Genomic DNA, 20,772 nt, shown 5'->3' with positions numbered 1-20,772 from the left:
TAAATTTGTTCTTTTGACAAAAATTTTAAAAAACTGTTGTAATATAAAGGTTAATTAGTATATTGCGGCTCTAAATTTATTACCTACTTAACGTATGAAAGTAAACAAAATTATGACATTAAGATTGCTATTAGGATTGATAGTGATGTTTGGTTTTTCTAGTTGTAGTAAAAATTCAAGCTCAAAAAATTCATCCACAGCAACCGGTTGGAAAATCAACGATAAAAAAGGTGGTTTTCAGTACGCATCAAACTTCAAAAAGCAAGAAGCTGCCCCTGGCTTAATTGCAATTGAAGGTGGAACTTTCACTATGGGAAAAGTTCAGGACGATGTAATGCACGATTGGAACAATACTCCAAATCAGCAACACGTTCAATCTTTCTTTATGGATGAAAGCGAGGTTACCAACCTTATGTATATGGAATACTTAGATTGGTTAAAAAGAATTTTTGATCCTAATGACGAAAACTATACTAATATTTATAACGGTGCTTTACCGGATACATTGGTATGGAGAAATCGTTTAGGTTATAATGAAACCATGACAAACAACTATTTGAGACATCCTGGTTATAAGGATTATCCTGTGGTTGGTGTTAATTGGATTCAAGCGGTTGAGTTCTGTAAATGGAGAACTGACCGTGTTAACGAGGATATTTTAGAAAAAAACAAATACCTAAAAAAAGATGCTAAATTGACTGATGCTAGTGCAGAAAAATCATTTAGTACAGAAACTTACATTAACACTCCATCACAATCTTTTGGTGGTGATGAAGAAATTGTGTTAAAAGGTAAAGGTGGTCGTGCAAAAGCAACTACAGGCAAAGATGGAGAAACTTCTGAAGCTAAAAATGTTTATGCTACACGTTCTTCAGGTCTTCTACAACCTGAATACAGACTTCCAACCGAAGCTGAGTGGGAATATGCAGCAGTAGCCAACGTAGGAAATAGAGAATATAATTTATATCAAGGTAGAAAGAAATATCCTTGGAATGGTGGCTATACACGAACAGGTAAAAGAGAAGTGAAAGGTGACCAATTAGCCAACTTTAAACAAGGAAAAGGTGATTACGGTGGAATTGCAGGTTGGTCTGATGACGGTGCAGATATTACACAAGTAGTAAAATCATATCCACCAAATGATTTTGGATTATATGATATGGCTGGTAATGTTAACGAATGGGTTGCTGACGTTTATAGACCTAGAGTAGATGATGAAGCAAATGATTTTAACTACTACAGAGGAAACGTTTACATGAAAAATAAAATTGGTGAAGACGGAAAAGTTGAACTAATTACTTCCGAAAACATCATGTATGACACATTAGCAAACGGAAAAATTATTGCTAGAAACCTTCCTGGTCAAATAGCTCAAGTTCCTGTTGACGAAAAAGAAACTTATTTAAGACAAAACTTCGACAAAAGTGATAATAGAAACTATCGTGATGGTGACAAACAGTCAATTCGTTTTTATAAATTTGGATCTGAAGAAGATGGTGATGATTCGGTGAGTGAGAAAAACAGAATGTATGACTCTCCTAGACACCAAGTTTCTGTAGATAGTGCATCTTCTGAAATGGTAAGAAAATATGACAAATCTTCTAAAAGAACAACACTTATTGATGATAATGTAAGAGTTTATAAAGGAGGTTCATGGAGAGACAGAGCATATTGGTTAGATCCTGCTCAAAGAAGATTCTTCCCACAAGACATTTCAACAGATGACATCGGATTCCGTTGTGCAATGTCTAAAGTTGGGCCAAAATCAAACAAAAAAACAGCTAAAGGGAAACCAAAATCAACTCGATAATTTCCTTTACTGAATAATACAAAAAGCCCTTTTTTAGGGCTTTTTATTTTTTAAAATACTTTCTGTTTATGGATATCGCTCAAATTCATGCTCGCTTTTTAGAATGTTCTTCCGTTTCAATCGATACAAGAAAAATCGAAAAAAAATCACTTTTTGTAGCTTTAAAAGGTAACAGTTTCGATGCAAACACCTTTGCCAAAGAAGCTTTAGAAAACGGAGCATCCTATGTTCTAATTGACAATAAGGACTACTATTTAAATGATAAAACATTACTAGTTTCAAACACATTAGAAACCCTACAACAATTAGCAAAGTATCACAGAGAGTATTTAAGCCTACCTATCATCGCCTTAACCGGGAGCAACGGTAAAACTACTACCAAAGAATTATTTCAAGTAGTTTTATCCAAAAAATTTAACACTAAAGCAACAGTTGGAAACTTAAACAACCACATTGGTGTTCCGCTAACTCTACTCTCTTTCACAAAAGAAACCGAAATCGGTATTGTAGAAATGGGAGCCAATCATCAAAAAGAAATTGCTTTTTTATGTGAAATTGCACAACCAGATTATGGCTATATTACCAATTTTGGAAAGGCACACTTAGAGGGATTTGGAGGTGTAGAAGGCGTAATCAAAGGAAAGTCGGAAATGTATGATTACCTAATCAAAAATAGCAAAAAAGTAGTTGTAAACCTCGATGATCCAATCCAATCTACTAAGACAGTTCAAATGGAGCAAATCACTTTTAGTACAACAAATCCGAATAGTTATGTTTTTATTAAAAATGTAGAAGCAAATCCTTTTGTGAAAGTAAAATTTGAAGAAATAGAAATCCAATCTAATTTAATAGGTCTTTACAACGCCACCAACATTAATGCCGCAATTACACTGGGAAAATATTTCAAAGTGCCAATGCAGGATTGCAAGCAAGCATTAGAAAATTATCAACCGGATAACAATCGCTCTCAAATCATCCACAAAAACAGTAACGAAATCATTCTCGATGCCTACAATGCCAATCCGAGCAGTATGGAAGTTGCTTTGCAGAATTTCATTCAGCTAGAAAATGAATCAAAAATTGCCGTTTTGGGAGATATGTTTGAATTGGGCGAAGAAAGTTCTCTAGAACACAGAAACATTATAAAAAAACTAAGTTCAACTGCCAACTTCAACTGTTATTTAGTCGGAAAAGAATTTTATACTGTCAAAGAAGATCATCAAAATCTCCATTTCTTCATTACTTATGATGAATTTGCAGAATATTTAAAAAACAATACTTTTCAAAACACACTCATTCTCATTAAAGGCTCTCGAGGAATGGCTTTAGAACGAACACTTCAGTATATTTAAAAAAATAATTTGAGCGTGCCCCTCCGCAAGCTACGGGTCGGGCTTTTCGCTGCAAGTCCTCGCCCCAACTCCGCAAGCTCCGTTGTTGCTGTGGGCTTTCCGCTTCAATCCCTCACGCGGGGCTTAGTGCTTTAAAGAAAAACCGTCTTAAAATTGCTTTCAAGACGGCTCCAGTTGTATTGTTTAAGTAATTCTAAACCAATTTAAAATAATCAAAAACAATCTAAAAAATTATCTTTTTAAAGCAAAATGAGCTTTAAATTCCTTTGAAACACCATTTTCTTCATAGTAAACAATAAACCAATAATCTGTTGAAAAGAGAGCATTTCCATTAAAAGTTCCATCCCAACCTGCTCCATTTGGACTAATTGATTTTATCAATTTTCCGTAACGATCAAAAATTATAATGTAAGCACTCGGTTGGTTTCGCAAAGCCGTAATATTCCATTCGTCATTATAACCGTCACCATTTGGCGTAAAGAATTTTGGGTAATCAATAATCTGAATATTTTCAATTATCACGCTGTCACACGATGGATTTCCGGTTTTTTGATCGTGAACAGTAACTGTATGAATTCCAGGAGGAACATTCGTAAAAACTCCTCCATTATTCAAAATCGGTCCGTCATTCAACTGAAACCAATAGTCACCATAACCTTCCACTTGCACCGTAATCGTTGCATTTTCAGAAAAAGCTCCCGAAGCCTGATAATCAATGACCACTGCCGGTCCTGACTGAATTACTTCAAAATCATCACTTGGATCAGAAATACAACCTAAAGTAGAAACCGAATTTTCAACCAAAACAGAATACATTCCGGGCGAAGCAGTATTTACAACATACGTACTTGCCGTTGCATTTGGAATTATACTTCCGTTTAAAAACCAAGTGTACGTATAATTACTTCCTTGGATACTGCTTCGTAAAGTCAATGTTCGTTCAACAACTCCGGTTTCAAAATTTACACAAATCGTATTGCTTCCATCAACAGTTGTAATGACCGGTTCCAATAATTTTTCAACTTTTAAAAGCACTGTAGTTGTTGCCACACATGAGGTTACAAAGTTGATATTCTTCACTCGAATGTGAATCGTTTGTTGATTTGGCGAAAGCGTATTTTGATGGTTTTCCGGATTTGCTATTGAATTAGTTCCGTTCAAAGCTCCGCCTGCAGTTAGATGATACGTCACTAAAAAATCTGCTGGATTTTGACCGTTCAACACGACTGAATCTAACGTTGTTAAATCAAAAGTGGTGATTCCGTCATTTGTTCCATCATAATCACAAACTTCCCAAGCATTTGGCTGTGTGGCTTGAGCACCGGCTTCTACTTTCAATTCAAATGGTAAAATCACTGAACATAACGTAGTAAGATTTGTGATTTTCAAATAAATCACCTGTAAATCAATTGTAGTATTGGTGTATGGATTGGATGTAATTGGGGAATTTTCCAAACTATCTTCAAAAAATTCAACATTGAAATTGCTAATCGGTTGCGATGACCCTAAAATTTCAGGAATTTTTCCTTGCAAATCAAAGTCGGCAAAACCGGAAAGATTTGCATCACAAATAATTATTTCATCTACTTGCAAACTTGGCAACGGATTCACCACCAAATTCAGTGGAAGAACAACCGAACAAAGTGGATTTGCACTTAAACCATTTACTACGCGAATATAAATTGTTGTAGATGGAGAATTGAAATTTGCCGCTGTTCCAATTGGGTTTGTTCCATTATTCGCATTTCCGATTGAGTTATGATACGTAATAATCAAATTAGGAATTCCGCTTCGAATAAGACTTTCATAAACTGTCAAATCAAACTCTTCAGATAAATCATACGGCGTAACTTCATCACATAAAACCAAATTTGGTAGTGTAATTGCACCTACATCCGGTAACGGAATCAGGTTCAAATTCAGCGTAGTTGTGCTAAAGCATCCTGTTGAACTATGTTCAACTCTCACACCAATTGTTGAATTTCCTGAAATTAAATTAGTAAAACTTCCGGGAGAATTAATCAGTTCAGCTGCTGTTTCATTTATTGCTCCTAACTCAGTATGATAAAATTGAACTTGAAAATTTGACGGATTGGTCGCATTGCCTAAAACGGCATTTTGAGCATTTGTTAAGTTAAAAATGGCAAAACCATCATTATTTACATCACATTCTGTAAGCGACAAGTTTGTTGGTAATTGCAAAGGAACATTCACAACCAAAGAAAGTTCTTCAACCGTAAAACAGTTAGTTGAATTATTCTCTAAACGAATCCAAATTGTCTCGTCAAAAGGTGTTGTGTTTTCGTAATTATTGGATGGTGAAATAAAATTCAACGGTTGATTGATCGCATCATTTTGATTGGTATAAAACCGCACTGAATAATCAGTTGAAGGTAATCCGTTCAAAATCGTATTCACTAAATTAGCTAAATTGAATGAAGTTATCCCATCCGAATCATCATCACATTCGGAAATTATTCCCGGCGAAGTTATAACTGGATTAGGAAGAACGTTCAATACTAACACCACAATTTCAAAACAAGAACCGCTTTGCACCCGCACAAAAACTGAACCGGAGGCACTATTGTGAGCATTGGTTATTGTAATTTCATCATCATCCAATTGAGCTTGAGCCAATGTTTCATAAAAAGTCACGATAACAGGAAAAGTATTTCCCAGAATAATTTCGGCAACAGCCCCATCCAAATCAAATGTTGCAATTCCGGTTGTTCCGTTTTCACACTGATTTAAAGGAGTTGGATTATTTGCAGTTGGAGCTTCCACAACTTGAAGTACTAATTCGGTAAATGAAACGCAACCCGCTGCCGACTCAACCCTAACATACACTGTTTGATTAGCAGAAATACTTTGGTATGAATTAGGCAACGCATCTGCAGGATTTCCGCTATTCGCCAAAGCTTGAGTCAGAAAATAAGTTACCGTTAAAGCCGAATTGTTGTTAGTAATTTCATCATTTTTGCTATCCAATTGAAACAAAGCCGAATTGGGGTTTCCGGTTGTATCGCAAATTAGATAAGGTGTAGGATTTACAATTATTGGTTCATTTTCCACCAAAATAGTTATTGGCTCATTAAATGTTAATGAACAAAACGGAGCAGCATCTTCTGTAATATCAACTAAAATTATATCAAGATTGGTCGTTACATTGTTGATTGTATGTGTATATGAACCGGTTCCATCAATATTTATAGTCTCCGGATTTCCATTTACTGTAAAATTCAAAACGGTATTTGGTTTTCCTGTAAAAGTTATGATTGCCGCTTCGCCACTACAAATTGGAGAATTGGTGACAAAAGTAGGAGCTTGAATTTCATTAACCGTAACAAATAAACTTTCTGATAAATTTTGAGAACAAATAACCGAGCCATCTGTATCGATAATTTGTGCGAGACTTAAAGTATAGGTTGTATTAGCATTCAATACATCATTAAAACTAAAATTACCGGAAGCATCGAGCAAAGCAGTTTGGTCTGTTCCGCCATTAATTTGATAGGTGATTGTTGCATTCGGTGTGCCGGTAATGGTTACTGTCACTGATTCACCTTGACAAATTTCAGTCGAAGAAACAGTAACATTCGCATCAGGAACGGGATAAACGACCAAATTAAAATCAGTTATCGACGAACAACCTGTTACATTATCTGTTACTCTGGCAAAAATTTGTTGAGGATTTGTAGCATTAGCCAAAATATTCGTCAAATCATCAATACCGTCAATAGCATCTTCGATGGTGGTATGAAAAGTAATAGTATTTCCAGTTAAGTCACTATTTATTGAACTTCTTACTGTATTCAAATCAAAAATTCCGGTATTCGCATTGGTGCTACAAGTGATATAGTCTTCAATGGCATTGGCTGTTGGTGGTGGTGCAAAAGCTCCGTTGCCTTGAGTGGCAGAGCCAATCCATTCTAATTCAAAACCACCATCTCCGATTGGTCTATCAACTACTACATAATACGTTTGACCAGGCAGCACATTTAACCAACGCACATAACCATTACCGTCTGCACCGGGTCCATTTTGGGTAGAAGTAGTGCTTCCATACATTCCTGTATAATTATTTGGCAATCCTGCCATTTCCGGATTAGTGGTTGAACATCGGATTGGGTTACCTAAACTTCCGCAGGTAGCATTCGGACCAAAAACCCAAAAATCATAATCAACTAAAATATCTGTATCATTGGGTCGGATATGAAATCCTAAAGTTCCGGCTTGAACAATGTTTATTCGAAGCCAAATGGTGTTGTGTTCAAAACTTCCGCAACCTGAAACTTCTTGAAAATTTCCAATTCCATCGGCATTTGAAGAAAAATTTCCATCACTACAAACAGTGATAGCATTAACACAATCGTTTGGAGCTTGGGCAAAAAGTGGATTAAAAAAAAGGAATATTATAAAGGCAACTATCTTTTTCATTGAATCAAATATTGATAATTGTTTAAAACAATTATTAATGGAAATCCTATTTATTGAGTAGAAATAGAGAATTAAAAAATGTAAAGCCAAAGCGTACATTACATACGCTTTAGCTTAATTAACAACAAGTAGTAATAATTTTTATTTTTTAACTATAAGAAATTCTGATCGTCTGTTTTGAGCATCTTGCTCTTCAGTACAATTTTCTTTACAATCAATTTTTGGTTCAGATAACCCTACTCCTTTTGCAGAAAGTCTATTTTTAGAAATTCCTTTTGAGATTAAATACTGAACAGTTGATTGAGCTCTTTGATTTGATAAATTCAAATTATAAGCCGCACTACCTTTGGAGTCGGTATGCGATTTTACTAAGATTTCCATTGTTGGATTGTCTCTCATTACCTTAACTAACTTATCCAATTCGGTTGCACCTTGCTCTGTAATGTTGCTTTTATTAAATTCAAAAAAGATGCTTTTTAGGATAACTTCTGTGTCTGTTACAATCACTTCAATCGGTTCTAATTCTAACGTAACCGAAGTTTTTCCGGATTTCACTTTTTCAACCGAAGCTGAAGCCGGGTCAAAATCCTGTTTTGTTACTTGAAAAAGATAAGCTGTATCACAATTTATATCATACGAAACTTCGCCTTTGGAATTGGTTTGTTTTGTTGCGATGACATTTCTTTTTTCATCTAAAATAGAAACGGTAGCATCTGCTAAAACTTTTCCTGACTTTTTGTCTTTTACGATTGCAATTGCTTCGGCAGCACAAATTGGAGTTGCTTCAAAAATGTTATCAATTCCGCTTCTGTTTGAAGAAAAGAATCCGATGTTTTTGGTTGTATTAAAGCTAAATGAGAAATCGTCCTTTTCAGTATTAACCGGTTTTCCTATGTTAATTGTTTCTGATGGATTGTTTAAATCAACTTTAAAAACATCTAAACCACCAAAACCTTGTCTTCCGCTTGAAGCGAAATACAGCACATTATCATCTGTAACAAATGGAAAACCTTCTTTTCCGGCAGTGTTTACCGATGCACCTAAATTTTCAGGTTTACCATAATTTGTTCCATTAACAGATACTTTCCAAATATCAGTATCGCCTAAACCACCCGGCATATTCGAAGCAAAATAAAGTGTTTTTCCGTCTTTACTTAAACTCGGATGACTGACAGAATAATTGGTGTTGTTGAAAGGCAAAGCTTGCACATCTGACCATTTCCCATTGACTTTTGTGGCTTTGTATAGACCTTGTTGACCTACTTTGATGTTGTTCTTTTTATCTTTTTCAAAAACGCCTTCGCTGTGACCGTCTCTGGCAAAAAACATAGTGTTCCCATCTGCAGAAATTGTAACCGGACCATCGTGAAAAGCAGTATTTAATTCATTTACTTTTTGTGGCTCAGACAACGTTCCGTCTGCATTTAAAGTGGATGAAAAAATATCCAAATATGGTTGGTTAATCCACTTATCCGTTTTGTTTGACGTGTTTCTCGTGCTGGCAAAATACAATGTATTATCATTCGCTAAAACAGCTCCGAAATCACTTTGATCTTTGCTATTAATTTTGGTTTCTTTGATATCAAACAACTTCGTTTTATCTGCTAAAGTTGGGATATAATTTGGATTTGCTTTGTGATCTTTTGCCCGTTGATCAGTTGGCAAAAGTGAGGCAAATTTATCCATTTGTTTGTTTGCTTCTTGGTATTTTCCTAACGACTTCAACGTTTGAGCATAACGGTAATGAGTCTCGGCATCTTGATTTTTCTCGACTGCTTTGGCGTACCATTTTGCCGCTGCTTCTGTGTTGTACACATTATAATAGCTATCGGCTAATTGTTTGTAAACGTAACTATCAGCTTTTTTTGATTCAGCTATTTTTAAATATTCATCAATGGCAGCAACATATTGATAAGTTTCAAACAACTTATCAGCTTTTTCAGTTTGCTTATTTTGAGCAAATCCGGACATAAGCGTTAAAAACAATCCTGCTGTGATATATAATTTTTTCATTTTAGGTTTCTTTATTGGTTAGAAAAATCTTGGCGAAATGGATATTTTCTTCGAAAAATTCAAATCAAACAACAACATAAATTCGTGTGAAGCCGGTGTTGTTACATTCAAATCTGAAACAATATGGTCATACGCATACCCCACTCTGATTGATGGAGTTATTGCAAAGTTAATCATTCCTCCGAAAGAATCCTCAAGTCGATACGTTGCTCCTAACTCAAATTTATTAAAAAATAACACATTTGCCGAAACATCTATCGAAGTTGGTGCGTTAAATGATGATTTCATCATAAAAGAAGGCTTGAATTTTGTATTTTCTGACAAATCAAAAACATAACCGGCTGTTAAGAAATAATGCTGTACTTCTGAACCAAATTCATATTCCTGACCATTTTGAGTTACATCCAAATGCTTTGATTTTAACATGTTTGGCACCGAAAAAGCTGCATAAAACTTTTGGTTGTAATAGAAAAGTCCGGAACCAAGGTTTAAATAAGTATTACTTGAATTTTCGCTGAAAGCAGGATCATCAGGATCTGGAACAAAACCATTTCCGATATCACTGAACAACCCCACTTTATGGAAAGTTGCTCCTCCTTTGATACCGAAAGCCAAACGATGTTCGCCACCTAAATTCAATGTATAAGAGAAATCTGCATACACATTGTTTTCTTCCACCGGACCGATTTTATCGGTTATGGCAGACAAACCTAAACCTACATTTTTTCCCACCGGACTGTGGATGGATAATGTTCCAGTTTTTGGTGCTCCCTCGATTTCAACCCATTGAGCTCGGTATAACAACCCAACGGATAAACTTTCTTTTGAACCGGCATAAGCCGGATTCATGATATTCATATTATACATATACTGCGTATAATGTGGATCTTGTTGTGCCTGACCATCTAGAGCAATCATCAATGCAAAGGCTAAAGTCAAAACTATTTTTTTCATTTGTTTAGTATTTTTTAAAACAGTTTGCCTAGTTTAACTAAGCAAACTGCCTTTGAATTATATGATTATTATCGGTTAATGTAAATCCATCCGGTTGCTGTACTTCCGTCTTGTTTGGCAACGCTATAGAAATAAGTTGCCGATGGAAGTTCTTTCCCATCATTTGATTGACCATTCCATTGGTTAGAATAGTTTCCGCTGAAATTATACACTTCTCTACCATAACGGTTAAAGATGGTTATTTGCTGAACTCCCATTCCTGTTAAATCTAATGAATCGTTTTTACCATCACCATTTGGAGAAATTCCTTTTGGAATGGAAACACAAGGCATCGAAGTAACTACATATTCACCTTCACTAGAGCATTCACCAGTAACAACTGTCAGTGTGAATGTTTGTGGGAAAGTAGCCGTTGGATTATCGGATAAATAATCGCTCACATTAAATACTGCTTCGTTTGAACCTACTACATTGTTATTTTGATCCATCCAGATATAATCGGCAGAAGCATTTTCGTTTACAGAAAGCAGTAATGCATTTCCGTCACATTCTTGTGATATAACAACTTCTTCACCTTCTGAAATTTCGATGGTAAATGAAACTGAATTTCCTTCTAAACATAATGAAACATCAGTCAAAGCAGTATAAGTAATCACGTGCGTTCCTGCTGTTGCTGAAGATAAATCTATCTCTCCAGTTGTAGAATTAACAGTTAATGTTTCAGATGAAAATGCACCATTTTCTGTATGATCTGTTGGTACTGGATTTTCTCCTGAAAGACAGATTGGTGTTTCATATTCAAGATTAACAACTGCTAAAGTTGAATCGGTTATAGTAATTGTAAACGAACTTTGGTTAGCTGCAATACATCCATTTTGGATAACAGAATAAGTGATTTCATACGTACCTGCATCACTATTTGATAAGTTAATCGCTCCTTCAGCATTGATACTTAATCCCGTTGATGGGTTCACAGTGTAAGTTCCTCCTGTTACAAAACCTGGATTGGTTGATAGAACTGGATTAGTTCCAATTACACAATAGGTTGTTGCATCATAACTAAATCCAACTTCCGGAATGGTTAAATCAACAATAGTTACAACGATTTCAACTCGTGGTCCTTCACAACCATTTGTATCTACATTAACAACATAATACGATGTTGAACCAATAGCAGCTGTACTTGGCGTTGGAGCTGTTGTTGTTCCCGTTCCACCAGTTGCCTCAGTGTACCATTTTAAAGTATAACCAGTTGTTGGCGTTGCAGTTAATGGTTGAGCTGTTGCATTCAAACAATATTCTACCGGAGTAATTACTGTTGGAACATCATCAAAACCTAAATAAGTTACCGTGATTGAACTTTCGCAATAGCGTGTTCTCCAATAGAAAACATATTCTCCCGGAGCACCAAAACCTGAAATAGTTGCATTTCCACCGTTAACATCAGAAAAGGTTGTTAATCCTGGATTATTTTCATCTGCAACCCAGTTACCAACTCCGTTCGCTTGAACACTTACAGGACCTGCACCACATTCTAACGTTTGACTTTCAGAGATAATTCTGTTGTTAGGTGTAATTTTAATATCATCTAAAAGATTTCCGATACCGTCATTTCTGGCACGGAATACAAAACGTGTAACATCTTGTCCGTCAGGAACGTTGTAAATTCCTTCTAACAAATTGAATCCTAAAGCGGTGGTTGTAGATTGATGAACCAATTCAAAAGGACCTTGTGGCGGACCAACGAATAAGTCAACAGAATTTTCTCCACCACGTGTTGCGTGAGCAAAACTATATTCATATTGTGTTACTTCAGAACTGTCGAAGTCTTGGAACATTCCGTCAATATTATTTAAATCCGGTTCTAAACCAGCATCTGATGAAAGCATTTGAATAAATTGAGCACCTTCATATGGAGCAACTCCAACTGTGTTTAAAGCATCAAAATAGAAGAAAACGCCCGGAGACCAATAACCTATTACATCATTTCTCCAACCCGGAACAATGTTTTGAGACATCATATTACTCAATAATCCAACGGAAGCAACCGGTTGCTCAAACCCACCATTTATCACGTTGAACGTACAAGGATCAACTATTGTTTTTACACAAATATCGAAAGTATATGGCGAAAGTTCTGTTTCATTTTGAGTCACTCTCAATGTATAGGTTTCACCAATTACTAATTCTGTTGAGTACATTGTTGCAATAGCATTGTTGTATGTACAAACTATTTCTTCTAAATTTCCACCATTAACTCGGTATAATGTTAATGTTATTTTCCCGTAAGGAAGATCACCTGAACTATCATAATGATTTCCTGAGAAATTATCTAAATCAATCAAATGTGTTGTTGAAGTTGCTTGGAATTCATACCAAATATCACCTCCATTAATACCTTCGCAAGACATTGCGTCTGCAGAAGGTGTAGCTCCATTGAAAGAAGCTTGAGTGGCTACTGAACAAATTTCAGAATCATTAACCGTTAAAGTAACTGCTGTTGACTGAGCATCGTTTCTAACAAATGCATTTGGACCAGACCAATAACTTGTATCGTCATCAGAACAAATTGCTCTAACAAAATATTCATACGAAGTATTATTTCCGGCTGCAAAGTCTGCTGCTTGCGGCATGTATGAATTGGTCGTTACAATTGTTCCTGAAATTGGCAATGTTCCGTTTTCGAATGGTTGAACAAACACCTCCCACGAAGTTTCAGAACCACCGGCTGTCCAAGATAATTCTCCTGTTTCACTAATGGTTAAATCGGTTGGTTGTGGACAAGTGATTTCGCCACAAGTAGCAATACCGGTAAAGAAAATTCTTCTTGGAGCAGGAAGTAATCCTAAATCGGTAGTAGAAATAATTTCACCTAACGAATTTTTAACTTCTACGGTTGCACCCGGAAATTGACCAGGGGCAGTTCCGATAGAATCCCAGAACAATGAGAATTCTACACCGCGACATAAAAATAATATAAAATCTACCGGTTGCATTTCTTCATTCCATGCTCCGGTTGGGAAATTTAAGGTTTGAACTACAACTCCGTTTTGGATTACATCAATTCCGCCACCAATTCCGGAAGAAGGACCTCCACTCAAGGTAACAGTATATTCACATAAATCTTCAAAACTACATTTTGTTGTAACTTCTAATGGACCAACCCATTCCGGTTCTGTTTCACAGATTGCTCTTACATATACTTCGTATTTTTGAGCTGGTAATAATCCTTCAACTGTAAACGGATGTGCATTTGCAAGATGAGTATATTCCGGTAAAGAAGTAGCTCCGGGAGCCGGTGTTCCGTAAGGCTGAACTACTACTTCCCATTGTGTTTCTGTTCCGGCAGTTTCCCAATTTACATCAATCGTTGTATCATTAATGTTAGAAATTGTAATGTTATAAGGTGCAGGACAAGTAGGAATATCTTCGATAATTACTTTATCAATAAATAAAAGCTGACCTCTATATCCAAATGGACTTGGAGGCATTGTTGGAATATGCCATCCAATGTTTATATTTCCGGTAACTCCATCAGGAAGATTGATAATCATTTCTCTCCATTCTTCGTTGTTTAATGGATTTGGATCACTTTCTGTGTCGTATAGAACGGTTGAAAAATTTTCAGGATTAATTCCTGTTGTGGATAATTTAATTTGTAAATCTTCAGTAAAAAATGAGCTATAAACTCTATAAAAGAATCGTAAGCGTTGATTCGCTGTAACGTTAATGGTTGGCGTAATTAACCAATCATCATTGGCACCATTTGATCCGGTGAACATTCCGGCCGCTTGATCTCCTTCATAAGTATTGGAAGTCACATTCATTGCAAATTCAAATCCATCTTCATTAGAATTTAAAATTCTCCAACAACTTTCGGTAGTAGAATCAAAATTAAAAGTTTCAATAAAAGGGGTATTGAATGGCGAACAAAGTGTGGTGAACACAAACGGTCCAGCCCATTCACTACTATCTGTATCGGTACAAACTGCACGAACATAGAATTCGTATTGGGTTCCCGGTAAAAGTTGATCTGCGTTGTATGTTGTTGCTGAAACAGTTTCGCCATCTAGAGTTGGAATTCCTAAACCTACCTCTTGAACAACCACTTGCCAAGCATCTTCTCCAAATCCAGGCATCCAAGTTAAGTTCGCAGTTTCTGCTAATACTGAAGTTGTAGCTAAAGCACTTGGAGTTGGACAGGCTGGAGCATCAATAATATAAACATCATCAATATCTAAAATTGAAGTTCCGGGAGTTAAATCAAAATCTGGCGGAACTCTAAATGCGATGTAAACTGTTCCACTTGCTTCAAAGAAAATTGATCTTTCAATAAAATCGGTATTAGTAAATACTTCTAACGGTGCTAATTCAGTGAAGCTTTCTGGATTAGTATCGGTTGTTGAAATTAAAACTTGGATTCCATATCTCGAAGTTGGGTGAAAAATTGAAAATCTTGCTCTGTATTTAAATTTTAATTCTTTTACACCTTCTACATTTATAGCTGGAGAAATTAACCAGTCATCATAACTTGTAGTTGGGTTAAACCATCCACCGCCTGCACGAATTTCGGGATTTGTGGCTTCCATTACCCATTCTGCAGCATCTACATTGGCGTTATTAATTGTCCAACAGAATTTTTGAGTATTTTCGTCCTCATCATTAAAACTTTCATAGAAAGGAGTATCGAAAGTAATACAATCGGTGATAAAATTAACAGAACCAACCCACGTACTTTGATGTTCATCGCTACAATAGGCTCTTACATAAAATTTGTATCTTTTTGCAGGAAGTAAACCACCGTATGTGTAAGGATTATCAGAAACGATAAGTCCAGTTGAGTCACTTGTTGGTTCCGGATCGTTTAAAGATAAGACTAAAACTTCCCATTGATCTTCTAAATCGCCAACAGTCCAAGAAAATTGAGCTGATTCTGTAGTTTCACTACCTTCAACCAACATTGGAGCAATTGGATCCGGACAAATTGGTTTATCTTCAATAAATACATTTGTAATAGAAATTCGACTTGCTTCTTGACCAGAACCAAGTGGAGAAACTACCCATGCAATGTTGACTAATCCCGTTACTTCAACCGGAATATTGTAAATTACTTCCTGCCAAGATTCGTTAGAAATTACTGTTTCAGGTAATAATACATATGTGAAATTTTCTTCACCAACACCCGTTGTAGATATTCTTATGCTATAACTTGAACTTCCGCCCCAACCTACTTGATGAGAAAATCGTAAACGTTTTTGAACTCCATCAAAATTGATTTGCGGAGAAACAAGATAATCATGATTGAAATTTTGGTTTGTACTTGTCTGCAAAGTAGCATAACCTAAATAACCTTCTTCCCAACCTCCTTGATATGACCATTTTACGCCATCATTATTTACATCCAAAGATGTCCAACACGGCTCAGGATTTGATGCCGAAGCACCAATAAAACCTGTATTATAAGGCGTATCAAAAACATCACATTGTGTTGTAAATGTAATTGGTACTCCCCATTCTCCGGGAGTTCCATCACAAACTGGTCTTACATACAAATTATAAGACGTTCCGGCTGTAAGTCCATCAATTAAAATATTTTCGTTTGTTGATGTTGGAGTTCCCGAACCTGTTGGTGCAGAATCGGTAACCGGCAACACAACATATTCCCATGAATCGGCAATATCTACTGGGTTATCCCATGAAACCACAACACTTTCTTGTAATAAATTTGTAAAGGAAAATTGAGAAGGTGAAGGACAAGTTGTAAATGATAAATCAAATTCAAAACATATACTTGCTGTCGTACCAGCTAAGGACGTTGAAATTACAATAACATATTCTGTTCCTGCAGTAACAGGGAAATTTTCGATCGTTTTAGGCTGACTAGTGCTTGTTGTATTTAATCCAGCCAAACATTCTACACCGATAGTTCCACAATTTTCATAAATAAAAACCCCTGAAATAGCATTTCCCCAACATTGTGTCCCGGATGCCCAAGGAAGTGTCATTTGACTTAAATTAATTAATCCATCCTGATCAGCTGTATAGGAAAGGAAAATCTTATTTCCTTCTAAATAGTTTTGTGTTATGGCAGCGGGTAAACAGTTACTTCCATGTGTTGAATAAGTAATCGTTTCTGCATTAGGAAAGTTCATTAAATTGCTATTTAGCGAATAAGGATTGCCAGCTGAAGCATTAATTACAATTGGATGCTCACATGACAAGCCGTAAATTGCTGTAGTAAAACTAAAAGGCCCAGCCCATTCGCTTGAAGTTTCAGAGTCACAAATGGTTCTGATATAAACATCATAAGTTGTTTCTCCTGTTAAATCATTAAAAGTAAAAGTGTTACCATTGATAGTATTCCATGTAGTTGAAGGACTTTCGCCTTCTTCAACATATTGAATTTCAAAATTTGTTTCGTTTGGATGCGTCCAAGTTACTGTGGCAAAAACCGGACTTATTTGAGAAAAAGTCACATCTTCTGCAACAACTTGCAGACAACCTTCTATAACACGAATATTATCGATATACCAAGCATCACCGGAAACTACGGCACCTGTTTGAGTATTCACTGCCACAAAAGCTATATAAATATTTAATCCAGATGGAATTGAAGAAGGAATTGCAATAATTTTTTCTTCGTATTCTGTTTCCGAACCAACATTTAAATCATTTCCGTCCCATGACTGCAAAACAACCGTAAAACCGTTTATGTCCGGTTGACTGGCAGTAGAAAGTCTAATTTGATAACTAATATTATCGTTTGCATTTTCAGTAGCTCTTTTTGTGTAGAATCTAATTTCCGCATTATCAGGAACTGAAACTGTTGGTGTAACCAAAAAGTATTGGGCTGTATTTCCTTGTCCGATATTTTCAGAACTCGGATTAACAAAAGCAGCATCGCTACCTAAATAGCCATCCGGAGAAATTCCCCAAGTTGAAGAGCCTACTCCATTTCCAAAAAGTGTCCAAGTTGCAGGAATTCCACCTTCAAAAGATTCGGTGGCAAGTTGCCCATAACTTACTATTGAAAAAAATAATAACAGGAATGGTAAGATTATTTTCTTTTGGATACTTTTTTGTATCAAAAACTGTTGAGCATCATTTTCGTGCTCTCTGAAATTTAATAACAGTAAAAACTTTTTTACTGAGCTGAATAGGTGTAATTTTTTTCGCATTCTCATTACATTTAACGGTTTAGTTAGTGTTCGGATAAAAATATATATTATTACTATACATTAATATGTAATGACTTTGGAAATTACCGAAATTTGAAAGGCAAAATAAAGATTTAAATACTTGATTTACAGAATTTTAATTAAAATTTTTGATTGAAACGAATTGATTTACTCACTTTTGCTTTTTTGTAATCTATCTATTACATTTTGAAGAAAAATGTTCTCTTTTTTAATTTTTAAGTAACTTAAAATTGATGAAATAATAATCAATAAACTTAAAAATATGAGAAAATAAATTCCGTATTGATACGAAGGAAGTAGTTGATCTAATTTACTTTTTTGTTCTTTTTTAATTTCATCTAACGAATTGCTAATCGATTTTCTTTCCGATTCTTTGATCTTAATTCTGTTCTGAAGATATAATAGATTATAGTTTTGATAATTTTCCCAGTTATTAAGAGCAAGATAATTCTCGGATAAACCTTTATAAATTCCTTGATTCAAAATTAAATCGCCCACACTTTTGGAAGCCACCAGTGCTTCATTCAAAACAGTTAAAGCATCTTGATATCGACCTTCAATGGTGTAAACTTCTGCCAAGCCTTTTTGAGCAAAAGCAAGCAAACTATTGGCACTTATTCTCTTTGCTAGACTTATTGATTCCTCAAAACTCAATTTCGCAGCTTCGTTATGTTTTAGTAAAACATAACAATTTCCTTTATTATAATGGGCTATACTAGAATTTGCAATGCTATTGGAATTATTAATTCTCCCATATTCTTTAATTCCTTTATCCAAAAAAGTTATACCTATTTCACAATTCAATCTTTCTTTATAAACTAAACCACGAACTATATAATTGTTGGCTAAATAAAACACTACAGAATCTCTAATCGGATAAGCTAAAATCAACTCTTCCGCTTCATCAAGATACTGAATGGTTTTTTCGTAAATTTTAAGCTGTTGATATTGAATTGCAGTTTTATTTACGATTTTAATTCGAAGTAGAGCATCATCACTATTTTTAGAAAGCTCATTAGCTCTATTTGAAAATTCTAATGATTTTTGATAATTTCGTTTCGATGAATAACCTGCTGAAATCAGCATCAAAGCTTTCACTTTAATATCAGAATTCGAAACAGTTTTAAAAATTGAATCACCAACAAAAATCGCACGATCCGGATTTTCATATATACTGATTGTGTACATTCTAAAAATACTATCAAACTCAGTCTTAGTTTGACCAAAAAGAAAATTTGAGCAGCAAAAAAATAATGCTACTGTAAAAGTAAATCCTATGCTTTTATTACATTTCATCTAAAACTTCTTCCTCTTTTTCCTTATCTAAATCTTCCTTTAAAAGCTCTATAAAAGTGGCTGGAGTAATTCCTGTTATGGCTTTAAAAACAGTCGCAAAACTGCTATGTGACGAAAAACCACACTTCTCTGCCAAATAACTAATTTTATAGTGAATATAATTCGGGTCTGATTTTAACTTCTCTATTATGAAATTAATTCTGAGTTTGTTGATATATGTATTAAAATTATCCTCATAATGCTTATTGATAATCTCCGACAAATATTTCGTATTTGTATCAAACTGGCTCGCTAGAGTAGCCAACGAAATATCATTACTCGTAAATCGGGTAGATTGTTCAAAACGTTTCAATTTTGCTAATAAAAGTTGCTCCGTTTCAATTGGAATAAACATACGTTTATCACTCGGCTTAACTTCTATAGTTGCAGGTTTGTGAAACAGATTTTTACTTATTTCTAAGTATTTAATAATCTCATTCAAACGCTTTCTTTTCCAACTATTTTTAAGATAAAAAGCTATTGAAATTACCATTAGTAAAACAGTTCCAACTAAAAAAATATATAATTTATTTTTGGCCTTATTTTCCTCAACAACAAAATTTCGGTCATATTCTTCCGAAATTAAATTAAATGCAGAATTGATGGATTCCTCCTCCATTTCCTCCAGCTTTCCATCCAAAACCAAAAATTCATTATTATAAAGTTGATAATTCGGTTTATCATTCAACGCAAGATAATTTACCGAAAGTTGCTTATTAACCAATCGAAAAAGTGGTACATTGTTAATCTTTTTAGCCAAATTTAAAGACTCATTCAGTAACGCAATCGCCTGCTGATGATTCTTCTCAACAAAAAAAACTTTACTTTTTTCAGCCAAAACAACCGATTTCTCAAAAAAACTTTCCGTTTTGCGTTTAGAACTAAAATCCAACGCCTTATCGAAATAGATTCGGGCGGAATCCAACTGCTTTAAATTCAAAAAAACAAAACCTTTAGCAATATTGAATTCTTGCTTTAAATCAACATTCTTATCTAAAAAAGCATTGGTGTCATTAAACAAAACAGCAGATTTGCTAAAATTCTGCTTACGAACAAGAACCATAATTTCGTGAAGCAGCAAATTATTCTCAAAATCATCTTTTAGCGAAGAATTTTCAACCATACCAACATAATCTTCAGCTTGTTTCAAGTAAGTATTCGCCTGAGCATCCAAACTCAAATCAAATAAAATAGAGGATTTCAGTAATAAAACCTCAATTTTATCCTCAATCGCCAATCGCTCAAAATCATAACCCGCCTCAAAAGCATAAACCAACGCATTGTGATAATCACCTTTCACCAAATAAGCTTCAGAAACAAGACGCTTAACTGCACTAATTTTGGAATGATTATCCTCTAAACTTACTAAATGCTGACCAACTTTAATCGTTTCATCAGGATTATTACCCAATAACTCCTTCGCTTTCAAAAAAATCTCATCCCGATTAGAGGCCTGAGCAAACGCAAATTGGCACGAAAAAGCACAACACAAAAATGCTGAAATAAAAAAACAAACAAATAAATTGCCCCTTTTATACATACCGGTTAGTAAATACACTACAAATGTATCAGTTTTAAGAATAGAAAACCAATAATTAAAATATTCTAACAAAAGAGTAGTCAAACAAACTATTTAATAAAAATTTGGGCGTGCCCCTCCGCAAGCTCCGGG

The 20,772-nt window shown here is 35.0% G+C and carries 8 protein-coding genes; 2 read left to right on the top strand and 6 right to left on the bottom strand.

From position 1 onward, the window contains the following. Window positions 1–94 precede the first annotated feature (94 nt). Both gldJ and B4N66_RS11500 read left to right on the top strand, forming a co-directional pair. On the top strand, window positions 95–1,810 hold the full coding sequence (gene gldJ, locus B4N66_RS11505; protein WP_291094935.1) for a gliding motility lipoprotein GldJ: 1,716 nt from the start codon (window positions 95–97) through the stop codon (window positions 1,808–1,810). Window positions 1,811–1,878: 68 nt separating this feature from the next. Next, entirely contained in the window at window positions 1,879–3,162 is a 1,284-nt protein-coding gene (locus B4N66_RS11500) for a UDP-N-acetylmuramoyl-tripeptide--D-alanyl-D-alanine ligase (protein WP_291094933.1), read from the top strand. Window positions 3,163–3,393: 231 nt separating this feature from the next. Here the strand turns inward: B4N66_RS11500 and B4N66_RS11495 are convergent, their stop codons facing one another. From B4N66_RS11495 to B4N66_RS11470, 6 genes are all read right to left on the bottom strand, one after another. Beyond that, window positions 3,394–7,599, bottom strand: a complete 4,206-nt coding sequence (locus B4N66_RS11495) for a T9SS type B sorting domain-containing protein (protein WP_291094931.1) — start codon at window positions 7,597–7,599, stop codon at window positions 3,394–3,396. Between the two features lie 141 nt (window positions 7,600–7,740). Further along, window positions 7,741–9,612 (bottom strand): OmpA family protein, encoded by a 1,872-nt coding sequence (locus B4N66_RS11490; RefSeq protein ID WP_291094929.1) that lies wholly within the window; start codon window positions 9,610–9,612, stop codon window positions 7,741–7,743. An 18-nt stretch (window positions 9,613–9,630) separates the two neighbouring features. Further along, on the bottom strand, window positions 9,631–10,566 hold the full coding sequence (locus B4N66_RS11485) for a PorP/SprF family type IX secretion system membrane protein (RefSeq protein ID WP_291094928.1): 936 nt from the start codon (window positions 10,564–10,566) through the stop codon (window positions 9,631–9,633). Window positions 10,567–10,634: 68 nt separating this feature from the next. Then, on the bottom strand, window positions 10,635–17,744 hold the full coding sequence (locus B4N66_RS11480; RefSeq protein WP_291094927.1) for a choice-of-anchor J domain-containing protein: 7,110 nt from the start codon (window positions 17,742–17,744) through the stop codon (window positions 10,635–10,637). Window positions 17,745–17,912: 168 nt separating this feature from the next. Further along, on the bottom strand, window positions 17,913–18,953 hold the full coding sequence (locus B4N66_RS11475; RefSeq protein WP_291094925.1) for a tetratricopeptide repeat protein: 1,041 nt from the start codon (window positions 18,951–18,953) through the stop codon (window positions 17,913–17,915). A gap of 97 nt (window positions 18,954–19,050) precedes the next feature. Then, window positions 19,051–20,529, bottom strand: coding sequence for a helix-turn-helix domain-containing protein (locus tag B4N66_RS11470; protein WP_291094923.1), 1,479 nt, complete (start codon window positions 20,527–20,529; stop codon window positions 19,051–19,053). Window positions 20,530–20,772 lie beyond the last annotated feature (243 nt).

Origin of the sequence: Flavobacterium sp. UBA2787, from assembly GCA_002352205.1 — a bacterium.
Classification (GTDB): domain Bacteria; phylum Bacteroidota; class Bacteroidia; order Flavobacteriales; family Flavobacteriaceae; genus Flavobacterium.
Note: the sequence above shows the minus strand (reverse complement) of the source record. Positions and strands in the feature narration are given on the sequence as shown.

Bases quoted from the DNA above. Each gene is read 5' to 3' on its own strand.
- B4N66_RS11485 (WP_291094928.1), bottom strand. From the start codon at position 10,566: ATGAAAAAAATAGTTTTGACTTTAGCCTTTGCATTGATGATTGCTCTA.
- B4N66_RS11475 (WP_291094925.1), bottom strand. From the start codon at position 18,953: ATGTACACAATCAGTATATATGAAAATCCGGATCGTGCGATTTTTGTT.
- B4N66_RS11495 (WP_291094931.1), bottom strand. From the start codon at position 7,599: ATGAAAAAGATAGTTGCCTTTATAATATTCCTTTTTTTTAATCCACTT.
- B4N66_RS11500 (WP_291094933.1), top strand. From the start codon at position 1,879: ATGGATATCGCTCAAATTCATGCTCGCTTTTTAGAATGTTCTTCCGTT.
- B4N66_RS11490 (WP_291094929.1), bottom strand. From the start codon at position 9,612: ATGAAAAAATTATATATCACAGCAGGATTGTTTTTAACGCTTATGTCC.
- B4N66_RS11480 (WP_291094927.1), bottom strand. From the start codon at position 17,744: ATGCGAAAAAAATTACACCTATTCAGCTCAGTAAAAAAGTTTTTACTG.
- gldJ (WP_291094935.1), top strand. From the start codon at position 95: ATGAAAGTAAACAAAATTATGACATTAAGATTGCTATTAGGATTGATA.